Annotated in this window: 15 protein-coding genes; 6 read left to right on the top strand and 9 right to left on the bottom strand. The window is 53.8% G+C overall.

Annotated features, from left to right (window positions below; all coding sequences use genetic code 11):
• Nucleotides 1-36: 36 nt before the first annotated feature.
• Together norW and norV are read right to left on the bottom strand one after the other, a co-directional pair.
• A complete protein-coding gene (gene norW / locus IB196_RS04970; RefSeq protein ID WP_040232244.1) occupies nt 37-1,170 on the bottom strand; it encodes an NADH:flavorubredoxin reductase NorW in 1,134 nt (377 codons plus the stop codon).
• Nucleotides 1,167-2,615 carry an anaerobic nitric oxide reductase flavorubredoxin gene (norV, locus tag IB196_RS04975; protein WP_149692331.1) on the bottom strand — a complete coding sequence of 483 codons (1,449 nt, stop codon included), beginning with the start codon at nt 2,613-2,615 and terminating at the stop codon, nt 1,167-1,169. The genes norW and norV overlap by 4 nt, the downstream gene beginning before the upstream one ends.
• A gap of 187 nt (nt 2,616-2,802) precedes the next feature.
• Here norV and norR point away from each other — a divergent pair, with 187 nt between their 5' ends.
• Complete coding sequence (norR, locus tag IB196_RS04980; RefSeq protein WP_005130562.1) at nt 2,803-4,323, top strand: nitric oxide reductase transcriptional regulator NorR; 1,521 nt, start codon at nt 2,803-2,805, stop codon at nt 4,321-4,323.
• On the opposite strand, the gene gutQ is transcribed toward norR, so the two are convergent.
• The 7 genes from gutQ to srlA all read right to left on the bottom strand — a co-directional run bounded on the left by gutQ (nt 4,320) and on the right by srlA (nt 9,308).
• Nucleotides 4,320-5,285, bottom strand: coding sequence for an arabinose-5-phosphate isomerase GutQ (gene gutQ, locus IB196_RS04985; protein WP_005130560.1), 966 nt, complete (start codon nt 5,283-5,285; stop codon nt 4,320-4,322). The two genes, norR and gutQ, sit on opposite strands and share 4 nt — an antisense overlap.
• Nucleotides 5,278-6,051, bottom strand: a complete 774-nt coding sequence (locus IB196_RS04990) for a DNA-binding transcriptional repressor (protein ID WP_005130558.1) — start codon at nt 6,049-6,051, stop codon at nt 5,278-5,280. Before IB196_RS04990 ends, gutQ begins: the two co-directional genes overlap by 8 nt.
• A 137-nt stretch (nt 6,052-6,188) precedes the next feature.
• Nucleotides 6,189-6,548, bottom strand: a complete 360-nt coding sequence (gutM, locus tag IB196_RS04995) for a transcriptional regulator GutM (protein WP_005130557.1) — start codon at nt 6,546-6,548, stop codon at nt 6,189-6,191.
• A gap of 55 nt (nt 6,549-6,603) precedes the next feature.
• The gene (gene srlD, locus IB196_RS05000) at nt 6,604-7,383 is read right to left on the bottom strand and encodes a sorbitol-6-phosphate dehydrogenase (protein WP_005130555.1); all 780 of its coding nucleotides are present in this window, start codon (nt 7,381-7,383) and stop codon (nt 6,604-6,606) included.
• Between the two features lie 17 nt (nt 7,384-7,400).
• Entirely contained in the window at nt 7,401-7,763 is a 363-nt protein-coding gene (gene srlB, locus IB196_RS05005; protein ID WP_005130554.1) for a PTS glucitol/sorbitol transporter subunit IIA, read from the bottom strand.
• Between the two features lie 13 nt (nt 7,764-7,776).
• Complete coding sequence (locus tag IB196_RS05010) at nt 7,777-8,748, bottom strand: PTS glucitol/sorbitol transporter subunit IIB (protein ID WP_188232183.1); 972 nt, start codon at nt 8,746-8,748, stop codon at nt 7,777-7,779.
• Nucleotides 8,745-9,308 (bottom strand): PTS glucitol/sorbitol transporter subunit IIC, encoded by a 564-nt coding sequence (srlA, locus tag IB196_RS05015; RefSeq protein WP_003037339.1) that lies wholly within the window; start codon nt 9,306-9,308, stop codon nt 8,745-8,747. Before srlA ends, IB196_RS05010 begins: the two co-directional genes overlap by 4 nt.
• Before the next feature lie 265 nt (nt 9,309-9,573).
• On the opposite strand from srlA, the gene mltB reads away from it, so the two are divergent.
• From mltB to alaS, 5 genes are all read left to right on the top strand, one after another.
• Nucleotides 9,574-10,653, top strand: coding sequence for a lytic murein transglycosylase B (gene mltB / locus IB196_RS05020; RefSeq protein WP_005130548.1), 1,080 nt, complete (start codon nt 9,574-9,576; stop codon nt 10,651-10,653).
• Between the two features lie 194 nt (nt 10,654-10,847).
• Nucleotides 10,848-11,345, top strand: coding sequence for a nicotinamide-nucleotide amidase (pncC, locus tag IB196_RS05025; protein ID WP_005130547.1), 498 nt, complete (start codon nt 10,848-10,850; stop codon nt 11,343-11,345).
• Between the two features lie 92 nt (nt 11,346-11,437).
• The gene (gene recA / locus IB196_RS05030; RefSeq protein ID WP_005130545.1) at nt 11,438-12,502 is read left to right on the top strand and encodes a recombinase RecA; all 1,065 of its coding nucleotides are present in this window, start codon (nt 11,438-11,440) and stop codon (nt 12,500-12,502) included.
• 69 nt (nt 12,503-12,571) lie between these two features.
• Complete coding sequence (recX, locus tag IB196_RS05035) at nt 12,572-13,072, top strand: recombination regulator RecX (RefSeq protein ID WP_188232184.1); 501 nt, start codon at nt 12,572-12,574, stop codon at nt 13,070-13,072.
• A gap of 128 nt (nt 13,073-13,200) precedes the next feature.
• Entirely contained in the window at nt 13,201-15,828 is a 2,628-nt protein-coding gene (alaS, locus tag IB196_RS05040) for an alanine--tRNA ligase (RefSeq protein WP_005130541.1), read from the top strand.
• The last annotated feature ends 98 nt before the right edge of the window (nt 15,829-15,926 follow it).

A 15,926-nucleotide genomic window follows, 5' to 3' on the forward strand; every position in this document is an offset into this window, starting at 1 on the left:
ATAAGACGAGAAGCGGCGCCACCCGGCATCACAGACTTACACGGGCAACGTTTTCAGCAGCGCAAAGGCCTCTTTCATCCGGTCTTCACTGACGACGAAGGCACACAATTGACCTTCGTCGTTCATCCCTCGGGCTACCATACCCTGCGCTTCGGCGGCAATATGCCAGTTTAGATCGCGGCGCTGGGTTTCCCCGGCCAGATGCAATGGCAACTCTGGCGTTTTGACTTTTACCAGCATCGCTGGCAGCTTTAATGGCGCATTGCCGCCGAGCAGGTTCTTCGCCAGATACATGGCGCTCAGCTGAATCGGCTGCAGGAACGGCAGAACCTGACCATTAATTTCCGCACAGTCGCCGAGGGCATAAATGTCCGGGTGGCTGGTTTGCAGGTAGCTGTCGACGCAGACGCCACGATTGATGTTCAATCCGGCGCGACGCGCCAGTGCGGTTTCCGGGCGCAGGCCTGTGGCGGCAATCACCGCATCGACTTCTACGTTGCGGCTACGATCGAGCGTGGCGCGAATACCCGAGGCCGTTTTTTCCAGCCCCTGAAGCTGAGATTTCAGCAGCAGATGGACACCCATATCGGTCAGACGATGCTGTAATCGACTGCTGACTTCCGGCGGCATCAGTGAGGCCAGAATGCTGGCGGCGTTGTCGATAAGCGTCACCGCTTTACCGGCCCGACAGAAATCCATCGCCAGCTCGCTGCCAATCAGGCCACCGCCAACAATCAGCACTCGCTGGGCGTCATGCAGCTGCGTTTCACAGGCGCGATACTCTTGTTGGCTGTTCAAAGTGAGCATTAACTCACGCCCGCTAACCGGTGGTACAAAGGCTGAAGCCCCCGTCGCCAGCACCAGTTTGTCGTACTGCCACTGCTTGTCCTGACTTTTCACTACGTGGGCATCGGCGTCGATGTCGGAAATCCAGGTATGTGGGAACAGGCGCAAATTAAACTGTTCAGCAAACTCCCCCGCTGACTGGCGGGTGAGGTCGTCTGCACGCTGCGACTGACTGATAACATGGCTGAGATCGGGCTTGTTGTACTCATCCATGCTGTCCGCGGCAATCAGGGTCAGCGGAACAGCCGCATCCTGCTTACGGATATTTTTGACTAACTGGCGGGCGGCGAAGCCCGAACCAATAATGACAATTCCGTGGCTCATTTTGCCTCCGTTGCCAATACGTCGAAGACGTCTTTACCTAATGAACATTCCGGGCACAGGAAGTTGTCCGGTACGTCGCTCCACGGCGTACCCGGTGCAACGTCCTGCAGCGGCTCACCTTTTGCTGGATCGTAAATCCACTGGCACACGCTGCACTGCATGCTGGGACCAAGATCGGCGGCAGCCGCAGCGGCGCAGGCGCACTCTTCTTCTTTGGATGCGGCTTTGACAGGGGTTTCTGGCAGTGGAGCAAGCGCCCACTGACGCGCAATTTCACGGCCGTGCTGGCGGCACAGTTCCAGCGCATCGAGGTCCGGACGCCATTTGGCCTTCAGGCTCAGCGACATCTCGAAACCGGCATCCTGCAAACGTGTGGACAAACGGTCTACCGCACCGCCGCTCCAGCCGTGTGAACCAAAGGCGCTGGCACGCTTGTTACGAAAACGCAGGCCGGTCATCTCTTCCACCAGACCGGCGATTTTCGGCATCATCACGTTGTTCATTGTGGAAGTACCGACCAGCACGCCTTTAGAGCGGAAGACGTTGGTCAGGACTTCGTTTTTGTCGCTACGGGCGACGTTAAAGATTTTCACCGCTACATTTGGGTCGACTTCGTTGATGCCCTGGGCAATTGCGTCCGCCATCATGCGGGTGTTATTGGACATGGTGTCGTAGAAAATGGTGATGCGGTCTTCCTGATAATCCGCCGCCCATTTCAGGTACAGCTCAACGATTTGTGTCGGGTTGTCGCGCCACACTACGCCGTGGGAAGTGGCAATCATATCGACCGGCAGGTTGAAGCCGAGGATCTCAGTAATTTTCGGCGTCACCAGACGGCTGAACGGCGTCAGGATATTGGCGTAGTAACGCTGGCACTGTTCGAACAGCTCGGTCTGGTCAACTTCGTCGTTAAACAGACGTTCGTCGCAGTAGTGTTGGCCGAAGGCATCGTTACTGAACAGCACGGCGTCGCCGGTCATGTAGGTCATCATACTGTCCGGCCAGTGCAGCATCGGCGTTTCAACGAAGATCAGTTGTTTACCGTTGCCGATGTCCAGGCTGTCGCCAGTTTTTACCACGTTGAAGTTCCATTCCGGGTGATGATGGTGTCCGTTAATAGAGTCAATGGCGTTAGCGGTGCAGTAGATTGGCGTGTCCGGGATGCAGGACATCAGCTCGGTCAGCGCACCGGCATGGTCTTCTTCCGCGTGGTTAATGATGATGTAGTCGATATCTGCCAGGTCAATTTCACTGCGCAGGTTCTGCACGAATTCACGGCTAAACTTGTGGTCTACGGTATCAATCAGGACATTTTTTTCTTCACGGATGAGATAGCTGTTGTAGCTGCTGCCGCGCAGTGTTTTGTATTCAGTTCCGTGGAAATCACGCACTTCCCAGTCACGTTGGCCAACCCAATGAATGTTATTTTTAACCAGAATAGACATAGCAACCTCAATTAATTCAGCGTTTTTCAAAAAAGATGTTTTGCTAACTGCAGGTTGTGTGCCAACTTTTTATTTATTTGATTTTAAAGTGTTTACTGTTTATTGCCTATAAGGTGGTAGTCAAAATGACTATATATTTTATTGTCAATATGACAATATGAATTGTCAAAATGACAATGAGGTAGCCATGAGCTTTTCCGTAGACGTGCTGGCGGGCATCGCCATTGAATTACAAAGCGGTATTGGACATCAGGATCGTTTTCAACGCCTGATAACCACCCTGCGTCAGGTACTGGAGTGCGATGCGTCGGCATTGCTGCGCTATGAGTCGCGACAGTTTATTCCACTGGCAATCGATGGGCTGGCGCAGGATGTTCTCGGCAGGCGCTTTACGCTGGAAGGGCATCCTCGTCTGGAAGCGATTGCCCGTGCCGGAGACGTGGTACGTTTTCCTGCCGACAGCGATTTGCCCGATCCTTACGACGGGCTGATCCCAGGCCAGGAGAGCCTGAAGGTGCATGCCTGTATCGGATTGCCGCTGTTTGCCGGACAAAATCTGATCGGGGCGCTCACGCTGGATGGCATGGAGCCTGATCAGTTCGATGTGTTCAGCGATGAAGAACTCAGGCTGATTGCCGCGCTGGCGGCTGGCGCGTTGAGCAATGCGCTGCTGATTGAACAGCTGGAAAGCCAGAATATGCTGCCGGGTTCGTCAACGGCTTTCGAGCAGGTGACGGAAACGCAGATGATTGGCCTGTCGCCCAATATGATGCAACTGAAAAAAGAAATTGAGATTGTGGCAGGGTCCGATCTCAACGTACTGATTAGCGGTGAAACGGGGACCGGGAAGGAGCTGGTAGCCAAAGCAATCCATGAAGGTTCACCCCGCGCGGTGAATCCGCTGGTGTATCTGAACTGTGCGGCGTTGCCGGAAAGCGTAGCGGAAAGCGAACTGTTTGGTCACGTAAAGGGGGCCTTTACCGGGGCTATCAGCAATCGGAGCGGTAAGTTTGAAATGGCCGACAACGGGACGCTGTTTTTAGATGAGATTGGCGAACTCTCGCTGGCGCTACAGGCTAAGCTGCTGCGCGTGTTGCAGTACGGTGATATTCAGCGCGTGGGCGACGATCGCAGCCTGCGCGTCGACGTGCGGGTACTGGCGGCAACAAACCGTGATTTACGCGAAGAGGTGCTGGCCGGAAATTTCCGTGCGGATTTGTTCCACCGGCTGAGCGTCTTTCCCCTTTCCGTTCCGCCTCTTCGTGAACGCGGCGAAGACGTAGTGCTGCTGGCAGGCTATTTTTGCGAGCAATGTCGGCTGCGGCTGGGACTGTCCCGCGTGGCGTTAAGCCCCGGTGCGCGTAGTCATCTGTTGAGCTACGCCTGGCCTGGTAACGTGCGCGAACTGGAACATGCCATTCACCGGGCGGTCGTTCTGGCAAGAGCCACCAGGGCAGGGGATGAAGTGGTGCTGGAGCCGCAGCATTTTGCCCTGCAGGATGAAGCGCCTGTAACACCGGCGGCGGAAGTTGTTGCAGAGATCTCGCCGCAGCATAATCTGCGTGAGGCAACGGAGTCATTCCAGCGGGAGATGATCCGCCGGGCGTTGGCGCAAAATAATCACAGTTGGGCGGCAAGTGCGCGGGCGCTGGAAACAGACGTCGCCAACCTGCACCGGCTGGCGAAACGTCTGGGGCTGAAAGATTAGATAATACCGGCCTGATAGAAATCCTGCAGGTTGATAGCACCGGTGAGTTTACCGTTTTCATCGACCACCGGTGCGGCGGTGATTTTGCGCTTCATCAGGATCTCTTTGGCGTCGATGGCGCGGCTCTGTGCCTGCAGCGTAACGCCATTGTGGGTCATCGCCTCGCTAACCTCAGTGGTGAGCGCTCCACCGCCAACCAGCCAGCGGCGCAGGTCGCCGTCGGTAAAGACGCCTTTTACCAGCGAGGCATCGTCGCAGACTGCCACCAGGCCAAGACCCGTACGGCTAAGTTCCAGCATCGCATCCATGACGCTGGTGGTGAGCGTTACCTGTGGTACAGCATCGTCACGGCGCATCAGGTGATGCACTTTATTTAACAGGCGCGCGCCCAGTGCACCTGCCGGATGGGAACGGGCGAAATCTTCTTCGTTAAACCCGCGCGCCTGCATCACGGCGATGGCCAGCGCGTCGCCCATCATCAGCGTGTTAACGGTGCTGGAGGTCGGTGCCAGGCGCATCGGACAGGCTTCGCGCTCAACGGAAATATCCAGCACGGCTTTGGCCGCCAGACCCAGCGGCGAGGTCGGTTTTCCGGTCATTGCCAGCAGGGTGACGGATTTGTCTTCCAGGCGTGGAATGATGAGATCCAGCTCTTTAGCCCCGCCGGAGTAGGAGATAAACAGCATGACATCGCGGCTTTCAATCATCCCTAAGTCGCCGTGCAGCGCTTCTGCCGGATGCACAAAAAAGGCGGGTGTGCCGGTGCTGGCGAGGGTTGCCGCGATTTTTTTGCCAATATGGCCTGACTTGCCAATCCCGGAAACAATCACTTTGCCTTCACAGTGGATGATAGTATTGGCAGCGCGGACAAAATCATCGCCCAGTCGTTCTGGTAGTCGGCTGGCTTCCTGTAGCTCCAGCATTAACGTCTGACGACCCGCGTTCAGTAGTGCATCACTCATTGGTTTCTCCGGTTATGATTACTTCAATCCCTTTTGCTTCCAGCGCCTGACGAAATGCAGGGTCGATACCCGCATCGGTAATCAATTTGTCGACGCTTTCCAGACTGCACACAACATTGGGACTTTTGCGCCCAAATTTTGACGAGTCAGCCATCAGAATGACTTCGCGAGCGGCATTGCACATCGCTTTACTGACGCTAAACACCTCATTAAATGTGGTCACACCGGCATTAAGATCGATGCCGTCGGTGCCCATGAAGAGTTTATCAAAGCTGAACTGCTCAAAGGCGTTTTCTGCCAGCTGACCGTGAAATGACGCAGATTTTTTACGGAATGTCCCGCCGGGCATCAGGATGGTTTGCTCGTTGTCCAGCTCTGAAAGCGCGTTGACAATGTGCAGGCTGTTGGTCATGACGGTGATGTTGCTAAAGCGGCTGAGCATCGGCACCATCTGCAGCACCGTACTGCCCGCATCCAGAATAATGGAGTCGCCATCGTGAATAAAGCGAACGGCGGCTTCGGCAATTTGCTCTTTTTTATGCGTATTGATCAGCGTTTTGTGATCGATTGGCGGGTCGGATTCGTCTTTATTCAATACTACGCCGCCATAGGTGCGAATGACGGTTCCGGCATTTTCCAGAGTGACCAGATCTTTGCGAATGGTCGTACCGGTGGTGTCAAAGTAGTGGGCCAGTTCTTCAACTGAGCATTTTCCCTGCTTTTGCAGGTGCTCCAGTATGGCAGCCTGACGCTGACGAGGTTTCATAGGCGTGATTACCCTGACTTATGTATATACCCGTCATACTTCAAGTTGCATGTGCGTTGGCCGTCCTGCAACTCGAATTATTTAGGGTATAGGTTGCAAAATGATAATTTCGCAAGCTATTAGCATTCACAACGAAATTACCCATGTTTCAGTTTAAGCGCCAATGATAGTGCATTCTGCGAAAGCGGATCATGGGGAAAGATCACATCAGGCTGTAATTCATCAAGATGTTTGCCCATTATTGTGGCAATTTTGCCCGGTCTGGCGAATACCGTAAGACCTTTCATAAATAACGTATCGGTAATCCGCTGCTGCTCATCTAACGCAATGGCGATCACCACGCGGGGTTTAAAACGTCCGCCGGAGCGCCCCACGCCAACCCGACCCCGTTGGCAGAGCTTATCGAAAGCCCGATTAAAGCGGGATATTTGCCAGCCACCGAGCGCCAGTTGCAGACACCAGGCGATAGCAGCGACGGTAATCAGTGCTGAAACCATAATGTACTCCTTTGATTTTGCCGGATAAGCACAGCCGCCATCCGGCAATTCAACATTAAAACATCACCTGACCGCCGGTCACGTTGATGGACTGCCCGGTGCAGTAAGAGGCTTTTGGACTGGCGTAAAACAGCAGCATGTTCAGCACGTCCTGATAATCGCAGCCGCGTTTGAGTGGCACTTTATCAATGTAGTACTGCTCCACTTCGTCTGGCTTGAGGCCAAGCTTGGTTGCATATTGCGGTAATAACGACTGGAACATCGGTGATTTCAGCAGATTGCCGAGCATCAGTGAATGCACGGTAATGCCGTATTCCGCCAGATCCAGCGCCAGTGACTGGGTTAAGCCCACGCCGCCAAATTTTGCCGCGCTATAGCCTGAGTTGTGTTTACTGCCCACTTTCCCTGATTTGGAGTTGATCTGGATAATGCGTCCCTGAACGCCATCGCGAATCATCAGGCGTGAGAACTCACGTGCGCAGAGGAAGTAGCCAACCAGATTCACCTGCAGCGAGCGGTCGAAATCCCCAAGCTGAAAGTCGCTGATAAACGCGGCTTTAGCGATACCCGCGCTGTAAACCAGCAGATCGACGCGGCCAAATATTTCATCCACTCCGCGCGACAGCGCCAGCACGCTCTGCTCGCTGGTGGCATCGGCGCCAAAACCGTAGGCGGTGCCATCGCCAAATTCGGCGTTAATTTCCTGCGCCACGTTGGCGGCTTTATCGCTTTGAATATCCACCACCGCGACGCGGTATCCTTCTGTCGCAAGCCCACGGCAAAGGAATGCGCCAAGGGTCTGGCCTCCACCAATGACAACGGCAACCTGATTCATCTTTATCTCCTTCAATCTTAAGCAACAAACTTCAAAATACAGCCCGGCACGATACCGTCCGGTACGGGGCCTGCAACGTGTACGGTGCCGGGGAATTCCGCTTCACTCAGTCCGTCAAAACGCAGGGTGATATGTCCCAGTTCACGTAAGTTTTGTTCCGCCACGCTGCCAACGGCCGTGACCGGATAGTGATGCTGGCCTAGTTCGAACTGGATCCCAGCTTGCAACGAACCGTTCAGCTCGCCGTGGCAATGAATGAAGCAAAACTCCTCGATATCCGCGGGCGCGCCTTCACGAAAGGTAATCAACATCTGGTCGCTGAGTGCATCCGGGGCGCTCTGGCCGATGCGGGTGATGGTGGTCTGATAAATCACGGTCATTTTTGGGTGCCTCTTATTGGTAAATAAAGCCGGAAACAAACCAGGCGATGAGAACGGTAGGCGCGCCGGTCAGAAAACGACTCACCAGAACCGATGGCACGCCGACGCGAACCGTGTCCTGGCGCGCTTCGGCCAGCGACAGCCCGACAGGAATAAAGTCGCATGCAGCCTGGGCGTTAATGGCGAACAGGGCAGGTAGCGCCAGATGTGGCGGGATATTCCCCAGACCAATTTGCACGCCGATCAGTACCCCGATAACCTGGGCGATGACCGCACCGGGGCCGAGGAAAGGCGACAGCAGCGGGAAAGAACAAATCAGGGCCAGCGTCACCAGTCCCAGAGGATGGCTGGCCAGTGGCGCGAGTCCATGGGCGATCCAGTCTCCCAGACCAGAAGCCATAATGATGCCAATCAGCGCCGAGACGAATGCCATAAACGGCAGAATGGTTTTCAGCACCGTATCAATCGTGTCGCGTCCGGACTGGAACAGTACCGCAACGGCGGAACCCATACCCATCCCAACTTTTGCCAGCAGGCCATCGCTCTGTTCAGTGATTTTTTTGCTGGTGTCGTAATCGCGACCGATAGTGCTGCTTGTCGGCGTTGGTGTAGCGGACGCTTCACCGACAATGGTAATGTTTTCTTCTTTTACGCCAGAGACATAGATATCTTCGATAATGTATTGGGCCAGCGGACCGGATTTACCCGTAGCGTGAATATTCACCGTCGGGATACGACGTTTTGGATAGATCCCGCAGCGCAGCGTGCCGCCGCAGTCGATGATCGCCACGCCAATTTCATTCTCCGGCGGTTCACCTTCTTTGAAGCCATCAACGGCCTGCCAACCGGTCAGATTCGCCAGTTTGTCGACAATCGCCGGGCGCGTTCCGGCAGTGATATAGACAATTTTCTTGCCCGGAACGGCATCCAGTTCAAGCGGGCCGCCCCAGCCGCCGGTACCTTTTTCAATACGAATATGCGTCATGATGTTGCCCCCGCCAGATGGACTTTCTGCTCAAGTTGGATGCCCATTTTTTTCTCAAAGATGGTGGTAGTGAAATCGGTTACCCAGCCGCGGAAGAAGTTGGTTACCAGACCGACCAGCAAATAGCTCACCGCGAGCGGGCCGAGCGGCAGGCCCAGCGTAGTCAGTCCGCTGGCGATCCCCAGATAAACAAACAGTTCGCCGGGGTTAATGTGTGGGAACAAGCCGTTCATTGAATGGCAACTGTAAGAGGCGGCGGCGTAGTAGCTGGGCTTGTATTTTTCCGGCATAAAGCGGCCCAGGCTCAGCGTCATAGGGTTACAAAAAACGAATGTGCCGATGCACGGCAGTAGCAGGTAGCGGGACAGCGGGTTTCCGGCGCAGCGCTGGGCAAAACGTTCAATACGCTGCTGACCGATAAAGTTAATCAGCGCATTCATGATGACCAGCAAACTGATCAGCAGGGGGAGAATACCGGTCACCATGCCGGTAAAGACCTCTCCGCCTTTCTGGAACAACCCGATAAACCACTCAGCACCGAGTGTGATGGTGTCGATCATTATTCTCTCCTGTAGGGGTTTTTAGTTATCTTGCCAAACGGTAATTAATTTTAATCAGATCGAAAGATTTAAAAGTGTTATTTTGATCTCAAAATGAAAGATAAATATTTTAATTTGAAAGATAATGCGTGAAGGCTCGCAATTGTGCCGGGCGGAAGTGCAAGAGGGGGGAAATTCTGTGAAGGAGAGCGACAACTGCTTCCTTGTGTGACGGAGGATGCTTTACCATACTTCCCCCAGGCTGAATTTGTTTAATGGATGTCTCATGTTCAAGCGTCGTTATGTAGCGTTACTTCCCCTTTTCGTATTGCTCGCTGCCTGTAGCAGCAAACCTAAACCTTCAGAGACTCAAACGACTACGGGTACGCCATCCGGCGGATTCCTGCTTGAGCCGCAGCACAATGTCATGCAAACGGGCGGCGATTTTGCCAATAATCCGAACGCGCAGCAGTTCATTGAGAAAATGGTGAACAAGCATGGTTTTGACCGCCAGCAGTTGCAGGAAATCCTGTCGCAGGCCAAGCGCCTGGACTCAGTATTGCGTCTGATGGATCGCCAGGCACCCACAACGCAGCCGCCAGCCGGACCTAACGGCGCATGGCTGCGCTATCGCAAACAGTTCATCACCCCGGACAACGTGCAAAATGGTGTGGCGTTCTGGAACCAATATGAAGATGCCCTGAACCGCGCGTGGCAGGTATACGGAGTACCACCAGAAATTATCGTCGGCATTATCGGCGTTGAAACGCGCTGGGGCCGCGTGATGGGCAAAACGCGGATTCTGGATGCGCTGGCGACGCTGTCGTTTAACTATCCTCGTCGGGCGGAATACTTCTCTGGCGAACTGGAAACCTTCCTGCTGATGGCGCGGGATGAAAGCGACGATCCGCTCGATTTGAAAGGTTCTTTCGCGGGGGCAATGGGCTACGGCCAGTTTATGCCGTCTTCCTATAAACAATATGCCGTTGATTTCAATGGCGATGGTCACATTAACCTGTGGGATCCGGTTGATGCCATCGGTAGCGTGGCGAACTATTTCAAAGGGCACGGCTGGGTGAAAGGCGATACCGTGGCAGTACCTGCAAATGGACAGGCACCGGGTCTTGCGAATGGCTTTAAAACCCAATACAGCATTTCTCAGCTTGCCGCTGCTGGCCTGACACCGCAGCAGTCGTTGGGGAATCATCAGCAGGCCAGCCTGCTGCGTCTGGATGTTGGCACCGGCTACCAGTACTGGTATGGACTGCCGAACTTCTACACCATCACCCGTTACAACCACAGCACGCATTACGCGATGGCCGTGTGGCAATTGGGCCAGGCGGTGGCGCTGGCGCGTGTGCAGTAATCGCGCGTTACCGGCCTACAGGAAGATTTTACTTGTAGGCCGGATAAGATGCTCTGGCATCGCTATCCGGCAGGTCTTATTTCTGCAACGGAGCAATTTTTGGAATCCCCCTCGTAAAACGTTCTCCTCATCCCCACATTGGTTATGAAAGTGCTATCTTGTCCGGCATATTTTTTTAACTGACAGAGGCTGAAATGACCGACAGTGAACTGATGCAGTTAAGCGAGCAGGTTGGCCTGGCGCTGAAAACGCGCGGTGCAACCGTGACGACGGCGGAATCCTGCACCGGCGGCTGGGTGGCTAAAGTTATTACGGATATTGCCGGAAGCTCCGCCTGGTTTGAACGCGGGTTTGTCACTTACAGCAACCAAGCCAAAGCGCAGATGATTGGCGTGCGCGAAGAAACGCTGGCTCAGCATGGGGCGGTGAGTGAACCGGTGGTCGTTGAAATGGCGATTGGCGCGCTAAAAGCCGCCCGTGCAGACTTCGCCGTCTCGATTAGCGGTATCGCAGGACCCGATGGCGGTAGCGAAGAAAAGCCTGTGGGGACGGTATGGTTTGCCTTTGCCAGCGCAAGCGGCGAGGGGATTACCCGCCGGGAATGCTTTAGCGGCGACCGTGAGTCGGTACGCCGTCAGGCGACTGCGTATGCGTTACACACCCTGTGGCAACAATTTCTACAAAATACTTGATACTGTATGAGCATACAGTATAATTGCCTCAACAGAACTTTATCTATCACGTTTCGCGGTTTAACCCGAAAGCGGCATGACAGGAGTAATTAATGGCTATCGACGAAAACAAACAGAAAGCGTTGGCGGCAGCGCTGGGCCAGATCGAAAAGCAATTCGGTAAAGGCTCCATCATGCGCCTCGGTGAAGACCGTTCCATGGACGTGGAAACCATCTCCACCGGTTCGCTTTCTCTGGATATCGCATTGGGCGCGGGCGGTTTGCCAATGGGCCGTATCGTCGAAATCTACGGGCCAGAATCCTCCGGTAAAACAACGCTGACATTACAGGTTATTGCCGCCGCACAGCGCGAAGGTAAAACCTGTGCGTTCATCGATGCAGAACACGCGCTGGATCCTGTCTATGCGCGTAAGCTTGGCGTTGATATTGATAACCTGCTGTGTTCTCAGCCGGATACGGGTGAACAAGCTCTGGAAATCTGTGACGCGCTGGCGCGTTCTGGCGCAGTCGACGTTATCGTTGTTGACTCCGTTGCTGCACTGACGCCGAAGGCTGAAATCGAAGGTGAGATCGGTGACTCTCATATGGGTCTTGCGGCACGTATGATGAGCCAGGCAATGCGTAAGCTGGCCGGTAACCTGAAGCAGTCCAACACGCTGCTGATTTTCATCAACCAGATTCGTATGAAGATTGGCGTTATGTTCGGTAACCCGGAAACCACTACCGGTGGTAATGCCCTGAAATTTTACGCCTCCGTCCGTCTGGATATCCGTCGTATTGGCGCGGTGAAAGAGGGCGATAACGTGGTCGGTAGCGAAACCCGCGTTAAGGTCGTGAAAAACAAAATTGCAGCACCGTTTAAACAGGCTGAATTCCAGATTCTTTACGGCGAAGGTATCAACTTCTACGGCGAACTGGTTGACCTGGGCGTGAAAGAGAAGCTGATTGAAAAAGCCGGTGCATGGTACAGCTATAACGGTGAGAAAATCGGTCAGGGTAAAGCGAACGCAACCAATTGGCTGAAAGAAAACCCGGCTGCCGCAAAAGAAATTGAGAAAAAATTACGCGAGTTACTGCTCAATAACCAGGATTCAACGCCCGATTTCTCCGTTGATGACAGTGGTGAAGACGTAGCAGAAACCAACGAAGATTTCTGATAGTCTGACGCAATCGCATACAAAAGGGCTGCATATCATGCAGCCCTTTTCCATTTCTGAAGGCTCAATATGACAGATTCAACTTCCCGCCGCTCTACTTACTCCCGATTACTTGACCGCGCCGTGCGAATACTTGCGATGCGCGATCACAGCGAGCAGGAACTGCGGCGCAAGCTGGCCGCTCCGGTGATGGGAAAAAATGGACCGGAAGACATTGATGCTACGCCGGAGGATTATGACAAGGTCATCGCCTGGTGTATTGAAAGCCGTTATCTTGATGATGACCGATTTGTTCAGCAGTTTATCGCCAGCCGTAGCCGTAAGGGCTACGGACCTGCCCGCGTGCGCCAGGAACTAAATCAGAAAGGGATCGCGCGTGAGGCCATTGAGCGTGCTATGTGCGAATGTGAAATTGACTGGGCGCTGCTTGCGCGTGAGCAGGCCGTCCGGAAATACGGAGAACCTTTACCTGTGGATTTTTCAGATAAGATAAAGGTCCAGCGTTTTTTGCTCTATCGCGGCTATCTGATGGAAGATATTCAGGCAATATGGCGAAATTTTGACGATTGAGCGCATACGGGATTTTACTTCCCAGTAAAGAAAACTTATCTTATTCCCACTTTTCGATTGCCAGAGGCGCAGTTTGCATGCCGATGCTGGTAATGACATTTCGTTAGCTTGATTTCTTCAGGATAATTATGAGCAAGAGCACCGCTGAGATCCGTCAGGCGTTTCTCGATTTTTTCCATAGTAAAGGACATCAGGTAGTTGCCAGCAGCTCCCTGGTACCGAACAATGACCCTACTTTGTTGTTTACCAACGCCGGGATGAACCAGTTCAAGGATGTTTTCCTTGGCCTCGACAAGCGTAATTATTCCCGCGCAACCACCTCGCAGCGTTGCGTGCGGGCGGGCGGTAAGCACAACGACCTGGAAAACGTCGGTTACACTGCACGTCACCATACCTTTTTCGAAATGCTGGGCAACTTCAGCTTCGGCGATTACTTCAAACACGACGCCATTCAATACGCATGGGAACTGTTGACCGGTGAAAACTGGTTTGCCCTGCCAAAAGAACGTCTGTGGGTCACCGTCTATGAAACTGACGATGAAGCCTATGAAATCTGGGAAAAAGAAGTCGGTATTCCGCGCGAACGTATCATCCGCATTGGTGATAACAAAGGCGCAGCTTATGCTTCCGACAACTTCTGGCAGATGGGTGATACCGGTCCTTGCGGTCCGTGCACCGAAATTTTCTATGACCACGGCGACCACATTTGGGGTGGGCCTCCGGGAAGCGCAGAAGAAGATGGCGATCGCTACATTGAGATTTGGAACATCGTCTTCATGCAGTTCAACCGTCAGGCTGACGGCACCATGGAACCGCTGCCGAAACCGTCCGTGGATACCGGTATGGGTCTGGAGCGTATTGCGGCCGTGCTGCAACACGTTAACTCCAACTATGAAATTGACCTGTTCCGTTCACTGATTGAGTCCGTGGCGAAAGTCACCGGCGCGACCGATCTGAGCAACAAGTCACTGCGCGTTATCGCCGACCATATCCGTTCCTGTGCGTTCCTGATTGCCGATGGCGTTGTTCCGTCGAATGAAAACCGTGGCTATGTGCTGCGTCGTATCATTCGTCGCGCGGTACGTCATGGCAACATGCTGGGTGCGAAAGATACCTTCTTCTACAAGTTGGTTGGTCCACTGGTAGACGTGATGGGGTCTGCGGGCGAAGAGCTGAAGCGTCAACAGGCTATGGTTGAGCAGGTTCTGAAAACCGAAGAAGAGCAGTTTGCGCGTACGCTGGAGCGTGGTCTGGCGCTGCTGGATGAAGAACTGGCGAAACTGTCCGGCGATACGCTGGACGGCGAAACCGCATTCCGTCTGTATGACACCTACGGTTTCCCGGTTGATCTGACGGCAGACGTTTGCCGCGAGCGTAACATTAAGGTTGATGAAGCTGGCTTTGAAGCTGCAATGGAAGAACAGCGCCGTCGTGCGCGTGAAGCCAGCGGCTTTGGTGCAGACTACAATGCGATGATTCGCGTTGATGGTGCTTCTGAATTTAAAGGCTACGAGTACCTGGAACTGAACGGCAAAGTCACCGCGCTGTTTGTTGATGGTAAAGCGGTAGATGTCATTAACGCCGGTCAGGACGCTGTCGTTGTTCTAGACCAGACGCCATTCTATGCAGAGTCCGGTGGTCAGGTTGGCGATAAAGGCGAACTGAAAGGCGCTGGTTTTGCATTTGCCGTGAACGACACGCAAAAATATGGTCAGGCGATTGGTCACATCGGCAAACTGTCTGCGGGTTCTCTGAAAGTGGGCGATGCGGTGCAGGCTGATGTGGATGAAGCGCGTCGTGCGCGGATCCGTCTCAATCACTCCGCAACGCACCTGATGCATGCGGCGCTGCGTGAGGTTCTGGGCACGCATGTGGCGCAGAAAGGCTCACTGGTTAACGATAAAGTGCTGCGCTTCGACTTCTCGCATACCGAAGCGATGAAGCCTGCCGAAATTCGTGCTGTTGAAGATCTGGTGAATGCGCAAATTCGTCGCAACCTGCCGATTGAAACGAACATCATGGATCTCGAGGCAGCGAAAGCCAAAGGTGCAATGGCGCTGTTTGGTGAGAAATACGATGACCACGTGCGTGTTCTGAGTATGGGTGATTTCTCTACCGAACTGTGTGGTGGTACTCACGCCAGCCGTACGGGCGATATCGGTCTGTTCCGTATTATCTCCGAGTCTGGCACCGCTGCGGGCGTTCGTCGTATCGAGGCCGTGACCGGTGAAGGCGCTATCCAAACTGTGCATGCTGAGAGCGATCGCTTAAGCGATATTGCGCAGCTGCTGAAAGGTGATAGCCAGACTATCGGTGACAAAGTTCGTTCCGTACTGGAACGTACGCGTCAGCTCGAAAAAGAATTGCAGCAATTGAAGGAACAGGCCGCAGCGCAGGAAAGTGCGAACCTTTCCAGCAAAGCAGTTGATATCAACGGCGTGAAGCTGTTGGTCAGCGAGCTTGCGGACGTTGAACCGAAAATGCTGCGTACCATGGTTGATGATCTGAAAAATCAGCTGGGTTCTACTGTTGTCGTACTGGCAACAGTTGCTGAAGGTAAGGTTTCTCTGATTGCGGGCGTGTCTAAGGATGTGACAGACCGCGTGAAAGCAGGGGAACTGATTGGGATGGTCGCTCAGCAGGTAGGCGGCAAGGGTGGTGGTCGTCCGGACATGGCGCAAGCCGGTGGTACGGATGCTGCTGCTCTGCCGGCAGCGTTAGCCAGTGTGAAAGGCTGGGTTAGCGCAAAACTGTAAAAATTATAAGCGTAAGTCGACGCTGCGGACTTCAATCCGCAGCGTTTGCATCAACGCTATCGACAACGATAAAGTCAGGTTGAAGTTGTGTATATCGG

This window comes from Citrobacter sp. C6_1 (assembly GCF_014596835.2).
GTDB lineage: Bacteria > Pseudomonadota > Gammaproteobacteria > Enterobacterales > Enterobacteriaceae > Citrobacter > Citrobacter pasteurii.